This is a genomic window from Hufsiella arboris (assembly GCF_009834875.1).
GTDB classification, from domain to species: Bacteria; Bacteroidota; Bacteroidia; order Sphingobacteriales; family Sphingobacteriaceae; genus Hufsiella_A; species Hufsiella_A arboris.
Genome location: NZ_WVHT01000001.1, coordinates 341,105 through 354,038 on the forward strand (window position 1 = coordinate 341,105; position 12,934 = coordinate 354,038).

Genomic DNA, 12,934 nt, shown 5'->3' on the forward strand with positions numbered 1-12,934 from the left:
AACGCCGTTATGTGGAGCCATAACGGCGTTCTTGTTTTTAACAATTAATGTACATCAACTGGTACGTTTGCATTCTTTTTAAATTTCTGCAGATAAAGCAGAGGAATCGAACAAAGCATAATCATTCCGGCAACCCAATATGCATCAACATATGTAAGCAGCATCGTCTGCCTTATAACAGTCCCCTCAATTGCTTTAGTCGCGATACTCTGAGCATCAAGCAAGCCGTAACCCTTAGCCATAAACCCTCTTACAAGCATATTAAAGCGATCCAGGTAAGCCTGGTTATACGGATTGATGTGATCTATCAATACACTCCTATGGAAACCCTGACGAACGTGGATCATGGTTGTAAGGAATGCAATACCAAACGATCCGCCTAGCTGACGCATCATGTTGTTCAAGCCTGTTCCCTGACCAATTTCCGGCCCTTTCAAATCCTGAATTGCCAAAGTAGTAAGAGGTACAAACAGTAGCGCCATTCCAATACCACGAATGATCAGCGGCCAGAAAAAGTCGCTGGTTCCTGATAGCAAAGTAGAATTGCTTAACATTTTACAGAATAAGAAGAACAATAACATTCCTCCGGTAGCCATAAACTGCGCCGGAATACCTTTCTGAAGCATCTTACCAATAAACGGCATCATCGCGATTGTTACAAGCCCTCCGGGAACCAACACCTCGCCAGTTTGCAAAGCCGAAAACCCCAGTAAGTTCTGGCAAAATATTGGGAACACGAATACGGAACCGTACAATCCAAACCCTAGTACAAACGAGGTAAACATACCGACGCTAAAGCTTCGGTGTCTCATAATCTTGAAGTTTACGATCGGATGGTCTGTACTGAATTCCCGCCAAATAAATAACAGCGTGCCAAGCACTGCGGCGACAGCAAGAGCGGTAATGTAAGGAGTCGAAAACCAGTCTTCACTTTCCCCTTTTTCAAGCACCGTTTGCAAACTGCCAACAGCCACGGCCAATAACACAATTCCCCACCAGTCGACGGGCTTCCCTTTGGCGTCCTGCGGCGTTTTGACAACGAATAAGTACGTAAATATCGCTGCAAGGATACCAACCGGGATATTTACATAAAATATCCACGGCCAGTTCGCGTGTTCAAGGATGTATCCACCGATAGTCGGGCCAAATGTAGGGCCAACAACGGCTCCCAAACCAAACAGCGCAGTCGCTGTACCAACTTCTTCTTTAGGCCATGTTTCCAGCAAAATCGCCTGAGCGTTGGAAATCAATCCTCCTCCGGCCAGACCTTGTAATATCCGGAAAATGACCAGCTCGCTTAAGCCTGTGGCGTTACCGCACAAAAATGAGGCGATAGTAAAAATGATGATGGATGTCAGGAAATAATTTTTCCGCCCGAAACGGCTTCCCAACCAGCCCGACATCGGCAATATAATTACGTTTGCAACAGCGTAACCAGTTGACAGCCATGCCACGTTTTCAAGAGTTGCCCCGAGGTTTCCCTGTATCTGGGGCATTGAAACATTCACAATTGTGGTGTCAATCAATTCTAACAGCGATGCAGTAATTACTGTTATAGTGATAACCCACTTTTTTAAACCTTTTTCGGCCATTTTATTTTTCTGTTGACACGGAAACATTTACGCTCATTCCTGGACGCAATCTTTCCATTAACTCTTTATTAGCTTTAATTTTAATCTTCACAGGTACACGCTGAATCACCTTTACGAAGTTACCTGTAGCATTATCAGGCGGAAGAAGTGAAAACTTAGCACCCGTAGCCGGAGAAAAATTATAAACCTCTCCTTCTACTTTTTCGTCCGGAAAAGCGTCGATATCTATGTCTACGTGAGCTCCGGTGTGGATTTTTTCGAGCTGAGTTTCTTTAAAGTTAGCCGTAATGTATAAGCTATTGTCATTTACTACCGAGAACAAGGTCTGTCCGGCTTGCACAAGCTGGCCTTTCTGAATATTTTTCTTAGAAACGATTCCGCTTGCCGGAGAATACACAGTAGTATACGATACCTGTAATTTCGCAAAATCAACGTCGGCCTGCCGCTGATCAACGCCGGTATTTGTTACTGCAAGCTGTGAACGTGTAGAACCGACTTGCTGAACTGCCGCGTTGTATTGATCTTTAGCTGCCTGGTAAGCTGCCTGGGCAGATTCTTTATTAGCTTTAGCCTGATCAAATTGTTGCTGTGTGACCGAACCGTCCTTTACCAGATTTGCGTAGCGAGCGTAATCTTTATTGGCAAGATCAAGTTTTACACGGGCGGCCTCAATGTTTGCTTTGGCAGTTGACGTATTTGCCGCAACAGCAGTGATCTGAGCCTGGTTAACACCGATTCCTGCAGCTGCACCACGCTGGCCAGCCAAAGCTTGTTCTAATTTTATTTTATAATCGCGGTCATCTAGCTTAACTAATACCTGTCCCTGGTTTACATGTTGGTTCTCTTCAAATAAGATAGAGTCAACATAACCGCCAACACGCGAAACTACCGGGCTGATGTCGCCATCAATCTGAGCGTCGTCAGTATCCTCATGCTTGGAGTAATAGATATATTCCCTGATACCGAAAATCGATCCAACAATTATTACTACAGCTAGTATAATAGGAATTACTTTATTTTTTGGTTTCTTTTCGTTGCTTTCCATCGTATTTAAAAATTGATATTTGTGATTGTTCCAGTTGATTTGATTAATGAATAGTAAGCCAAACCTGCGTCAGCTTTTGCTAGTTCGATATTTATGAGTTGTAAGAATAATTGAGATTCGGCATCAACGCGATCGGTTGCCGAAGCGATGTTATTTTGATATTTTGATTCTAAGATCTTGTCATTCTCTCTCGCCTGATCTACCGCTGTTTGCAATACCTTGATTTTATCAACAGCGTTCAGATAGTTTTGGAAGCTTTGATTTACATCAGTTTTAACGCGGTCTACCGTTAAATCCTTTCCTATCGCAAGCTGAGTTTTCTGAATCCTGGCCTCGGCAACTTTGTTTTTATTCGTCCAAAGTTGATCAAAGTTCCACGATAAGGATGCTGCTGCCGATATTGGAGTAATAAATCTTTCGGCAGGCGGAATGAATAAACTTCCAGCGTTTAAGTAATAGGCACTTACTCCTACACCAAAGGTCGGCAGCATATTTGCCTTCACCGATTTTATATTCTTATCAGCAACCTCACCGCGCAAATCATAAGCTTTTAACTCAGAGCGATTAGTCAAGGCAGAATCAATAAGATTATTTAAGGCAACTGATTGATTGGCACCTGCAGCTACCTGTGTAGCCTCCAACTGGGTATTTTCAGGTAATCCCAATAAAACGTTAAGGTTGTAGTTGATGATTTTCCGGTTTGCATCAAGGTCCATACCGGTAATTTCGATGTTGCTCCGCTGCAATTGGAAACGCAATACGTCATTCTTCGTTACAATCCCTTGTTCAAAAAAGCGCTGCGACTGTTTAATTTGTTTATCAATTGCCTGAAGGTTCTGATCAACAACTTTCCTGCTTTGCTGAACTTTATATAAATTATAATATGCATTTATAACATTGTAAACGATGTCGTCTTTGTCCCTGTCAACGTCAAGCAATGCAACTTTGGTTAGCAGGTCGGTTGACTCTTTTGCATATTTTAATTTATTGCCGGCAAATATTAGTTGCTGCAATGAAAAAGTTCCAAGCCAGGCATCAGCACGCTTAGGTAACTCGATAGTTGTCGGTCCGGCTGTCAGCTTATTTTCAGGGATTTCAGCGTGATTATAAGCATAACTTACTTTCCCGGTAGGCAAGGCTGCATCTTTTGCCTGTTCGTATTGGGTAATAGCTTCGTCAACTTTTGCGCGTGACAATTTTAGCTGCTTGCTGTTTTCAATCCCCAATTGTACGGCTTCGTTCAAGCTGATCTGTCGTTTCTCTTGCGCGTTAGCTGCCCCGTAAATAAAAAATAAGATCAGGAAACTAACCGCTTTAATCGCATATCGCGAGTTTTGCATGTTCATATATTTGTTAAACTTCTGTTTCATGTTTTGTTAGATAAGTTTTCAGGAGATCATATAAGTATTCTTTCACTTGAGGTTTTACTTCTTCTTGCATTACTCTATCGTCCTGCAGGTCTTTGCCTAAAAGGCGCGAAGAAATATGAGTGGAGTTAACTATGTAGTACTTAGTTCCGAAAATGGTGGCGATCAGCATTTCAACGTTTACTTTCCTGAAAGAACCATTATCAATGCCATCCTGGATTATTTTCATTATTTCCAGAGCGTTTTTGTACACGCTGTCTGAAATATAATCCGTTAGCTCATTTTTATGTTTTAAGGATAACTCCCGCTGAACGATCTTATGAAAACAATTGTTAGTCATAAGCTTATCGGCATACGAGTCGATAAATACTTTCAACTTTTCCCATGATGAAATTGAAAGATTATTGATTGAATTAAGCTGCTGCCGCGATGACAACAACCGGCGTTCGATTACCGCTTTATAGACCCCATCTTTTGAACCAAAGTAATAACTGAGCATGGCCATATTCACCCCAGCCTCTGAGGCGATCAGACGAGTTGAAGCGCCTTCATATCCAAATTGTGAAAACAGCAATTCCGCCGCATCCAATATGGCTTCTTTCTTTTTATCTGTTTTTTCAGCTGTCATAAATCGAGTGCAAAATTAATCAATCGATTGATTAATTAAAAGATTAAATTCTATATATTTTTTAATGATGATTCTATGACATACGAATCGGCGATAGAGAGTTGCACGAAATTTTATACCTTTGGCGCAATTAAATCAAGGTTTATGTCAAATCATCCAGAAATTAAAACGAAATCTAACGACTCAATCTATTACATTTTAGCATTGGTATTTGGTATGCTTACCGCTTGGATCGTAACCGGATCTATTTTATGGGTTATTATAGGTGCCGTTTTAGGCTTGCTTACAGCTGGTTTTTTTGTAAACGTTCTGGTTAATAAAAGCGACGAAGCTTAATGAGAAAAGCGTTCGTTATAATTGTGTTGTTATTTTTGGCGGCACTAACAACCCGCGCTCAACAATTTCCTTTGCTCGATAAAAGTCCGGCAGATATCATCTATTTTCCTTTAAAGGCACCCTCAAGTAAAGATCCGGAGGTTAAACCAATTATTAAAGTCATTTATTCGCGACCGCAAAAAAATGGTCGTGAAATTTTTGGAGTGCTTGAACAGTTTGGCAAAGTGTGGCGCGTGGGCGCAAATGAATCAACGGAAATCAAATTTTTTGAAACCGTTAAACTGGGCGATAAAAAAATCAAGCACGGAACGTATAGTTTGTTTGCTATACCTAATTCCGATAAATGGATTATTATAATTAATAAGATTACTGATAAATGGGGAGCGTTTACTTACGATCAATCAGCTGATGTGGCGAGAATCGAAGTTCCTGTAATTAAATCCTCTAAAACTATCGAGGCCTTTTCAATCACTTTTATTCCGACAGATTCTGGTGCGAAAATGATGATGGGATGGGATAACACTATCGTGGAAGTCCCTTTCGTGTTTTCTGGAAAAAAATAAAGCGTCACAGACGGTGCCGTGACGCTTCAACCTAAACCTTATCACAATAGATCAACTCGCGTCGATCTTTTACTTTAACGCTGGTATTTCATAAATGTTTTCCTAAAAATAAATTATTTGTGAAAAAGTCTTTTCCGTAGCCACCCATCAACCAGATACAGTCCCAGAATCACATCTGCAAACAAAAATCCCCATAAAACGGATTTATTGATTTTAGAAAATAGTGTTATAGCCGGCAATTTAAACTCTGGCACTTCAAATCCCGAATCGCTTTGCCATTGTAAATTAGCAAACAACATTACCAGCAAGGCGGAAATTGTCAGTATAAAAAACAACCCGATTCCCCTTACGATATTCTTATTTACAATTGACGATACCGAGCCTGGTGCAGGACTAATTTTCACCTGCTCCATTACATTTGCGGTAAAACGCATGGATGGTTCCTCGAGATCAAGCACATTTAAACTTTGCTGCAGTTCTATCAGTTGAGCGTATATCTCAGAGTATTGCTCATCATTTTCAATTAAAGCTTTGACTGCCTGATGCTCATTTTCAGGAAGAGTGCGGTCGATATAATCCCAAACACGTTGCTCAATTAACTGGCTCATAACAACTCCTTTACTTCATGCTTAAGCATAATTTCTAACTTTTGTTTTAAACGCTGCCGCGCCCTGTGTAACTTCACTTTTACCGTCTGCGGGTCCATATGCAGGGCCTTGCCGATCTCCTCAAGCGATTGTTCGCCCTTGTAAAACATCGTAATTATAGCCGAATCATCCGGAAGCAGCATTTCGATACATTTATTTACATAAAATGATCGTGATCTGTTCTCCGCATAACCATTTGCAGGTGATGCGTAACTTTCAAGTTCCACACTTACCGTTTCATCATCTATCGAATCCGTTAACAACTGCTTCTTTCGTAGATATGTCATAGAGGTCGTATAAACGATACTATAGAGCCAGGTGCTGAATTTTGCAGTACGCTGAAACGAATTTAGCGAACGGTATGCCTTTACAAAACAATCCTGCGCAATTTCTTCGGCGCTTTCCCTGCTTTTTGTAAAACGCATGGCCAGTGTGAAAACAAATCGTTGGTGACGGCCCACAAGCTCCGCATAAGCCTGCTGTTTGCCTGCCAACACTTCTTCAATTAACTCGGTATCGCTGCGGTATATCTGCATTGTTCAACAACTATGACCACATAACCTTAATACAGGTTACACTTTATGGTAATCATTTACCGAAAAGTCTTTATTATTTTTTTAACGGAAGTGTAACCTCGCTATTTTTCATGTTGTCATAGCTTTCAGATCAGTTGGTCAATAATTAATAACAACATCGTTTAACATTAAATTTAAATATTATGCCTGGAGAATTAATTCCTATTTTAATCTTACTTGGTTTGTTTGCCATGATTTTTGGATTACGCTACCTGAACAACAAAGAAAACATGGCCATGATCCAAAACGGAATGGATCCGAAAATAAACAGGCCACAACCGCAGTCTCAACCCTACAAAAATCTTAAATGGGGGTTACTTCTTATGGGATCAGGAGTTGGCCTGTTTTTGGCCTTCGTTTTAGACAACTTTGTTTTTGATTTAAGAAACAAATGGGGCGATCACCGTCCGGAATCCGTATTCATGTACTTTTCTTTACTTGCCATCTTCGGAGGCCTTGGTTTGATTGTTTCCTTCGCAATGGAAAAGAAAACACTGGATACTAAATAATTAGGTTAATTGAAGCGGCCCGTTTGAAACTTCACCCGGGCCGCTTTATGTTTAAAGGTAACGCTCCTTGATGATCGCGACGTGATGAAGTAAATGTCCGGCAATAATAAATAAAAGCGCTCTTGCCGTCACTCCAGCTCCATTGGCAACACCGCGGCGGTTAAGCTGTATTTCACTGAGGCTTTTATACAAAAACAAGTTAGCCTTGCGTAAATAAACAAATTCCTGGATTAATTCATCGAAGTTACGTGCCCCGGATTCAGCATTTGCTTCGTAACTGTCTTCATCGAAACCAGGTAATTGCTGCTGTTCATTACGCGATATGCTTACCAACCGATAAGTAAGGATACGCTCAGTATCAAGAATATGTCCAAGCATTTGTTTAATCGTCCATTTTCCCTCAGCATATGCATAATTCACTTTTTCGTCAGGCAGCTGTTTCAAAAAATCCGGAAATTCCGTTACCTGATGTTCGAGGTCTGCTAAAACATCATCTTTAACATGTTTTATATAGTTCTCACAATAAGTGTCGTAGTCATTAGGCTGTGGTCGGTTCATATTTCAAATTGCTTTTTAATATAATTCTAAATGTCGTTCCTTTGCCAAGCTCCGAATCTTTAACGAAGATCTGCCCTTTGTGATAAGCCTCTATAATCCGTTTCGTTAAAGATAAGCCCAGTCCCCATCCCCGTTTTCTCGTGGTGTATCCCGGCTGAAAAATTGTTTCAAACTTTAATCTTGGTATTCCTTTGCCGCTATCACTGATATCGATATACACCTGTTCCTTAGCCAGATTTTCGCTGATCGACACGTTTATTTTGCCGGGGCCGCCGATGGCGTTTACAGCATTTTTTAACAGGTTCTCCAGCACCCAGTCAAACAGTGGAATGCTCATTAAAGCCTCGACCTGCTGATCGCCGGAAACAGCGAACTCGATTTTATCGCTTACTCTTACCTTAAAATAATCAACATAATCCTTTATAATATCATAAACAACCTGGTTATTCAAGGCCGGTTTTGAGCCTATCTTAGAAAATCTGTCGGCTACGATCTCCAACCGGCGTATATCATTTTCCATTTCCAGGATAAGTGGATCATCGTCCGCATTAAATTTCGACTTCATCAGCTCAATCCATGCCATCAATGATGAGATGGGCGTTCCGAGCTGGTGCGCGGTTTCTTTCGCCATCCCAACCCACACCTGGTTTTGTTCGTTCCGCCGCGACGAGCTGAAAACCGAGTAGGCAATCACCAAAAATATCGTAATAACCGAAAGCTGGATATATGGAAATGCCCGTAATTGAGTAAGCAGTAAAGAATCCTTGTAGTACACATACTGCACTTCGCCGCTTGTCAACGAAACCTTTATTGGAGTATGCTGGCTACGCATCTCACCAAGCTGTTGTTTATAATATTGAGGATCGTATGTCAATTTTGGATTTAATGAATTGGTTCCCTCATCCGGCAGGTTGATGTAGGTTTTTGTACTGTCCAGGCCCCGAACAAATTTTATTTCGCCCACTTCGTCGGTAACAATTGCCGGAACCGTCAAACTGTCACGGATTGAATAAATAAACGTAATGAACTCGTCATTTACGTCGGGCATCTCTACGATGTTCTTGTTACTCATCGCCCACACTTCGGCCTTGGTACGCTCAGCCTTCGAGATGTTTTTTACGAGATAATTAGTATACCAGAGTGACGCTCCGGCGATTACCGTTGCAAAAGCGAGAAGAAGGAATTTCCAGCGACGTTTCTGAATATATGGATTCATCAGGATTGATAATTTGCTAAGATGGCAATTTGCTAACGATAAACAAATAAATGAATTGTTTGCCCGGCGTAGAATTATAAACTATCTGACGGTATTAAAAAAGATGCTATTCATAAGTTTTATCTTTGCTGCCCAAATAAGCATTATGAGTGATAAAAAAGTAAGAGTACGATTTGCTCCCAGCCCCACCGGAGGTTTACATCTTGGCGGAGTGCGCACAGTTCTTTTCAATTACCTTTTTGCACGCCACCATAACGGCGAGTTTATTCTGCGCATTGAAGATACCGACCAAAACCGTTTCGTTGAAGGCGCGGAACAATATATTATCGACTGCCTCAGCTGGTGTGGCTTAAATCCTGACGAGGGGCCTAATGTTGGAGGGCCATATGCTCCCTATCGCCAGAGCGAACGGAAATTACTGTATAAACAATACGCCGAACAGCTTGTAAAAGACGGGTATGCCTATTATGCATTTGATACGTCAGAAGATCTCGAACAAAAACGTACGGAAGTTCCTAATTTCAGATACGATCATAGCAACCGCTTAAGCATGAATAATTCGCTGTCACTTTCAACAGAGGAAGTTGACCGGCTTATTCAATCAGGAACTTCTCATGTTGTGCGCATTCGAATGCCTGAAGATGAGACTTTATCATTTACGGATATGATCCGTGGAGCGGTAAGTTTCGAAACATCGCAGGTTGATGATAAAGTTTTGCTTAAAGCCGATGGCATGCCGACTTATCATTTAGCCGTAGTAGTTGATGATTACCTGATGAAGATCACGCATGCTTTCCGTGGTGAAGAGTGGCTTCCTTCCGCACCGGTTCACTTACTCCTTTGGGAATACCTTGGTTGGAAAGAAGAAATGCCTCAATGGGCACATTTGCCGTTAATATTAAAACCGGATGGAAATGGCAAATTAAGCAAGCGCGATGGCGACCGTCTGGGATTCCCGGTTTATGCAATGAACTGGACCGACCCAAAAACCGGCGATTTGACAAAGGGTTTCCGCGAACTCGGTTTTCTTCCGGAAGCATTTGTAAACATGCTTGCGCTACTGGGCTGGAATGACGGCACCGAACAGGAGATTTTCTCTCTCGAGGAATTAATACAAAAGTTTTCCATTGATCGCGTTAGCAAAGCCGGAGCCAAGTTCGATTTTGAAAAAGCTAAATGGTTCAATGCCGAGTGGATTAAACAAACGCCAAACAATGAATTGCTTAATTTAATAAATCCTTTGTTGCAGGAAAAAGGCGTCTCATCAACACCTATCGATGTAAACAAAGTAATAAGTTTAGTAAAAGACAGGTTGGTATTCCTAAACGATTTCTGGGAGCAGGCCTCATTCTTTTTTGTACCACCTCAGGAATACGACCTGCCATCTGTAAAACCGAAATGGACCGATGCCAAAACGAACTTCTTTAACAGTTTAACGGCTGTACTTGATAGCAAAAATCAAATCGATGCCTTGGATTTTGAAGCTAAATTCAAACAATTGGCAGAACAACAAAACCTAAAAATAGGTGAAGTTATGCTGCCTTTCCGCATTATGCTGGTTGGTGGCAAGTTCGGTCCGCAGGTTTTTGAGATAGCCGCCTTGCTGGGCGTAGCAGAAACCAAAAGCCGTATTATCAAAGCGCTGGAAGCCTTTACTGCTTAAATCAATCTTAGAATAAAACAAACGCATTAGCCTCCTGTTTAAGAATCAAAATTAAACAGGAGGTTTTATTATGCGCTGGTTTGGCGGAGGAAGTGATAATATTGAAGATCGTCGCGGCATGAGCGGCGGTGGCAAAGTTGCCCTTGGAGGCGGTGCAACAATTATCGTTGTAATACTAGGCTTGTTATTTGGTAAGAATCCTAACGAGCTCTTGAGCCAAATGGGCGGTGCGGCACCAACCGAACAACAAGGTAAAAAAGGCGAGCCAACTGATGCTGAAGGGCAGGCGGTTTCCGAAGCGCTTAAATCAACAGAAGTAGTTTGGGAAAAAATATTCCAGGATCAGGGAAGAACTTATGAAGAACCTACGTTGGTTCTGTTTACCGACCAGGTGAGTGCCGCCGGATGTGGTATAGCCAGCAGCGCAGTCGGACCGTTCTATTGTCCGGCGGACAGAAAAGTTTATATCGATCTATCATTTTATAAAGAGCTTCAGGATCGCTTTGGCGCTGCCGGCGATTTTGCACAGAATTATGTGATAGCACACGAGGTGGGCCATCACGTTCAAAATCTGCTTGGAATTTCCGAAAAAGTTGATCGCCTTCGACGCCAGTCGGACGAAGTTGAATCAAATAAACTTTCGGTACGCATGGAACTGCAAGCAGATTTTTTCGCTGGTGTTTGGGCGCATTATTTAAACCAGATGAAAAGCGAAAATGGAGAAGCGGTTATAGAGCCGGGAGATATTGAAGAAGCTCTTAACGCGGCTAACGCTATCGGTGATGACCGCCTGCAGCAGGAAAGCCAGGGCCAGGTAGTTCCTGACGCTTTTACCCACGGGACGTCAGCTCAGCGAATGCGCTGGTTCAAAAAAGGATTTGACACGGGTGATATTAACCAGGGTGATACATTTAATGCCTCATCATTATAATTATTGCGAACGGGTTATTTTAAGCTTTACACCGTTTGTTCCGGTAACTTCCATTCGTTGCGGGTTAGCATCTTTAATAAATTTGCCTGTGTACTTTACTGTCTCTTCAGGACCACTGGTAAAAGTAAAATTGACATCGTAATTTTTATAATGCCCCTCGAAACTTCTAACACTTCCTCCATCGTCAACTTCGTTCCCGCTAAAGTCTGATTCATTTTTTCCTTCATTGGCGACGGTAAAAAAGAAGAACTGTGAGTTCCTGTCACTATCCCACCGCACTGCGGAAAGCAGGGGAATAAAAATAGCCACAACTTCTGCTCCGCAGGAAGCCATAAATGTGATTAAAAATACAATGACTAAATTTTTCGCTTTCATAACAATCGTTTTAAATTAATTTGTGCCCGCTGTTCCTATGATCGCATTAAACGTCGTTATGCGCTCACTTAGATCATTGAGTTTTGTCGACATCGCGTCGGCATGTGTTTTTAGGTCGTTTGATAGATTTTTTAGTTCGCCTTTCTGCTTTCCGGCATCAAGCTGATTTATGGAATAAAGACGAATGATAAAATTATTTAAACCAAGAATATAGGGCTTATGGAAATCGTAAATTAACACATCAATAAGATTCGAGTATTTAGTAGCCAGCTCCTGGCTGTTCCAATAAACGGCAATCGCCTGTTTATAAGTGTCTTTATATTTATCCGTAAAACTAAATGCTTCGTTATAGTCGACTATCTTTTCGCTTACCTGCGCGACCGTTTGGTTGCCAACACGCTGATAATTTTTCACAGTTTGCATCGCTGATGAAAGCATAGTGAGTGACGCGCTCAAATCTTTAGCCGTCCGCAAGTAAGTATTCATTGATTCCGTTATCAGGGGTAGAAATTCTGTTCGCCCCTTCATCTGCGCCGCAGCGCTTAACCCTTTGCGCTGGTTCTCTTTTAACAAGCGTAATATTTCATTGTACCCTGTTGTAGTTTTCTTCTCCAATTTCGCGATGGCGGTACTTTGTGCAGTCAGCTTAGCTGAAACCAACTCCATTTTATCCGGATTTGGCTTTGAAATATATATGTCAATAAACGTTGCAGGATCTTTTGGCAATATTGCGCGCCCTTCAAGCGGGTAACGAACGACGTAACTTTTCAGGTCCGACGAACCTATGTTCACATATGTGGCCAGAGCGGGCAAACTCAGATTTATTATTCCCTGACGATCGGTAACCAGCTCCTGCCCGGTTATCAAAAATTTTGAATTACTCAAAGCACTGTAGTCTTCAAACCTGATCCGGAATTTGTAAGGCATAT

The 12,934-nt window shown here is 41.7% G+C and carries 15 protein-coding genes; 5 read left to right on the top strand and 10 right to left on the bottom strand.

Going from position 1 to position 12,934, the window contains the following annotated elements:
- Positions 1-44 precede the first annotated feature (44 nt).
- Genes GS399_RS01455 through GS399_RS20920 form a run of 4 tightly spaced genes read right to left on the bottom strand, consistent with a single transcriptional unit; the run spans position 45 to position 4,632 of the window.
- Positions 45-1,592: a DHA2 family efflux MFS transporter permease subunit gene (locus GS399_RS01455; RefSeq protein WP_160842799.1), complete on the bottom strand. Its 1,548-nt coding sequence runs from the start codon at positions 1,590-1,592 to the stop codon at positions 45-47.
- A 1-nt stretch (position 1,593) separates the two neighbouring features.
- Positions 1,594-2,637 carry an HlyD family secretion protein gene (locus tag GS399_RS01460; protein ID WP_160842800.1) on the bottom strand — a complete coding sequence of 348 codons (1,044 nt, stop codon included), beginning with the start codon at positions 2,635-2,637 and terminating at the stop codon, positions 1,594-1,596.
- A 5-nt stretch (positions 2,638-2,642) separates the two neighbouring features.
- Positions 2,643-4,007: a TolC family protein gene (locus GS399_RS01465; RefSeq protein WP_237487836.1), complete on the bottom strand. Its 1,365-nt coding sequence runs from the start codon at positions 4,005-4,007 to the stop codon at positions 2,643-2,645.
- A complete protein-coding gene (locus tag GS399_RS20920; RefSeq protein WP_160842801.1) occupies positions 3,991-4,632 on the bottom strand; it encodes a TetR/AcrR family transcriptional regulator in 642 nt (213 codons plus the stop codon). Before GS399_RS20920 ends, GS399_RS01465 begins: the two co-directional genes overlap by 17 nt.
- 144 nt (positions 4,633-4,776) lie before the next feature.
- Between GS399_RS20920 and GS399_RS01475 the strand changes: the two genes are divergently transcribed.
- Both GS399_RS01475 and GS399_RS01480 read left to right on the top strand, forming a co-directional pair.
- Positions 4,777-4,968: a hypothetical protein gene (locus GS399_RS01475; RefSeq protein ID WP_160842802.1), complete on the top strand. Its 192-nt coding sequence runs from the start codon at positions 4,777-4,779 to the stop codon at positions 4,966-4,968.
- Positions 4,968-5,531: a DUF2911 domain-containing protein gene (locus GS399_RS01480; protein ID WP_160842803.1), complete on the top strand. Its 564-nt coding sequence runs from the start codon at positions 4,968-4,970 to the stop codon at positions 5,529-5,531. Before GS399_RS01475 ends, GS399_RS01480 begins: the two co-directional genes overlap by 1 nt.
- Before the next feature lie 113 nt (positions 5,532-5,644).
- Here GS399_RS01480 and GS399_RS01485 read toward each other — a convergent pair whose 3' ends face one another.
- The gene (locus tag GS399_RS01485) at positions 5,645-6,139 is read right to left on the bottom strand and encodes a hypothetical protein (protein ID WP_160842804.1); all 495 of its coding nucleotides are present in this window, start codon (positions 6,137-6,139) and stop codon (positions 5,645-5,647) included.
- Positions 6,136-6,714 (bottom strand): RNA polymerase sigma factor, encoded by a 579-nt coding sequence (locus GS399_RS01490; RefSeq protein ID WP_160842805.1) that lies wholly within the window; start codon positions 6,712-6,714, stop codon positions 6,136-6,138. Before GS399_RS01490 ends, GS399_RS01485 begins: the two co-directional genes overlap by 4 nt.
- 182 nt (positions 6,715-6,896) lie before the next feature.
- Here GS399_RS01490 and GS399_RS01495 point away from each other — a divergent pair, with 182 nt between their 5' ends.
- Positions 6,897-7,262 (top strand): DUF6249 domain-containing protein, encoded by a 366-nt coding sequence (locus GS399_RS01495; protein ID WP_160842806.1) that lies wholly within the window; start codon positions 6,897-6,899, stop codon positions 7,260-7,262.
- Between the two features lie 51 nt (positions 7,263-7,313).
- Here GS399_RS01495 and GS399_RS01500 read toward each other — a convergent pair whose 3' ends face one another.
- Positions 7,314-7,820: a DinB family protein gene (locus GS399_RS01500; RefSeq protein WP_160842807.1), complete on the bottom strand. Its 507-nt coding sequence runs from the start codon at positions 7,818-7,820 to the stop codon at positions 7,314-7,316.
- The gene (locus GS399_RS01505; protein ID WP_160842808.1) at positions 7,801-9,036 is read right to left on the bottom strand and encodes a sensor histidine kinase; all 1,236 of its coding nucleotides are present in this window, start codon (positions 9,034-9,036) and stop codon (positions 7,801-7,803) included. The genes GS399_RS01500 and GS399_RS01505 overlap by 20 nt, the downstream gene beginning before the upstream one ends.
- Before the next feature lie 145 nt (positions 9,037-9,181).
- On the opposite strand from GS399_RS01505, the gene gltX reads away from it, so the two are divergent.
- Positions 9,182-10,699, top strand: coding sequence for a glutamate--tRNA ligase (gltX, locus tag GS399_RS01510; RefSeq protein WP_160842809.1), 1,518 nt, complete (start codon positions 9,182-9,184; stop codon positions 10,697-10,699).
- Positions 10,700-10,769: 70 nt separating this feature from the next.
- The gene (ypfJ, locus tag GS399_RS01515; RefSeq protein WP_160842810.1) at positions 10,770-11,630 is read left to right on the top strand and encodes a KPN_02809 family neutral zinc metallopeptidase; all 861 of its coding nucleotides are present in this window, start codon (positions 10,770-10,772) and stop codon (positions 11,628-11,630) included.
- On the opposite strand, the gene GS399_RS01520 is transcribed toward ypfJ, so the two are convergent.
- Positions 11,631-12,005 carry a hypothetical protein gene (locus GS399_RS01520; RefSeq protein ID WP_160842811.1) on the bottom strand — a complete coding sequence of 125 codons (375 nt, stop codon included), beginning with the start codon at positions 12,003-12,005 and terminating at the stop codon, positions 11,631-11,633.
- 15 nt (positions 12,006-12,020) lie between these two features.
- The gene (locus GS399_RS01525) at positions 12,021-12,932 is read right to left on the bottom strand and encodes a hypothetical protein (protein ID WP_160842812.1); all 912 of its coding nucleotides are present in this window, start codon (positions 12,930-12,932) and stop codon (positions 12,021-12,023) included.
- Between the last annotated feature and the right edge of the window lie 2 nt (positions 12,933-12,934).

Bases quoted from the DNA above. Each gene is read 5' to 3' on its own strand.
- GS399_RS01525 (WP_160842812.1), bottom strand. From the start codon at position 12,932: ATGCCTTACAAATTCCGGATCAGGTTTGAAGACTACAGTGCTTTGAGT.
- GS399_RS01500 (WP_160842807.1), bottom strand. From the start codon at position 7,820: ATGAACCGACCACAGCCTAATGACTACGACACTTATTGTGAGAACTAT.
- GS399_RS01455 (WP_160842799.1), bottom strand. From the start codon at position 1,592: ATGGCCGAAAAAGGTTTAAAAAAGTGGGTTATCACTATAACAGTAATT.
- gltX (WP_160842809.1), top strand. From the start codon at position 9,182: ATGAGTGATAAAAAAGTAAGAGTACGATTTGCTCCCAGCCCCACCGGA.
- GS399_RS01495 (WP_160842806.1), top strand. From the start codon at position 6,897: ATGCCTGGAGAATTAATTCCTATTTTAATCTTACTTGGTTTGTTTGCC.
- GS399_RS01465 (WP_237487836.1), bottom strand. From the start codon at position 4,007: ATGAAACAGAAGTTTAACAAATATATGAACATGCAAAACTCGCGATAT.
- GS399_RS01475 (WP_160842802.1), top strand. From the start codon at position 4,777: ATGTCAAATCATCCAGAAATTAAAACGAAATCTAACGACTCAATCTAT.
- GS399_RS01505 (WP_160842808.1), bottom strand. From the start codon at position 9,036: ATGAATCCATATATTCAGAAACGTCGCTGGAAATTCCTTCTTCTCGCT.
- ypfJ (WP_160842810.1), top strand. From the start codon at position 10,770: ATGCGCTGGTTTGGCGGAGGAAGTGATAATATTGAAGATCGTCGCGGC.
- GS399_RS01480 (WP_160842803.1), top strand. From the start codon at position 4,968: ATGAGAAAAGCGTTCGTTATAATTGTGTTGTTATTTTTGGCGGCACTA.
- GS399_RS01460 (WP_160842800.1), bottom strand. From the start codon at position 2,637: ATGGAAAGCAACGAAAAGAAACCAAAAAATAAAGTAATTCCTATTATA.
- GS399_RS20920 (WP_160842801.1), bottom strand. From the start codon at position 4,632: ATGACAGCTGAAAAAACAGATAAAAAGAAAGAAGCCATATTGGATGCG.
- GS399_RS01490 (WP_160842805.1), bottom strand. From the start codon at position 6,714: ATGCAGATATACCGCAGCGATACCGAGTTAATTGAAGAAGTGTTGGCA.
- GS399_RS01520 (WP_160842811.1), bottom strand. From the start codon at position 12,005: ATGAAAGCGAAAAATTTAGTCATTGTATTTTTAATCACATTTATGGCT.
- GS399_RS01485 (WP_160842804.1), bottom strand. From the start codon at position 6,139: ATGAGCCAGTTAATTGAGCAACGTGTTTGGGATTATATCGACCGCACT.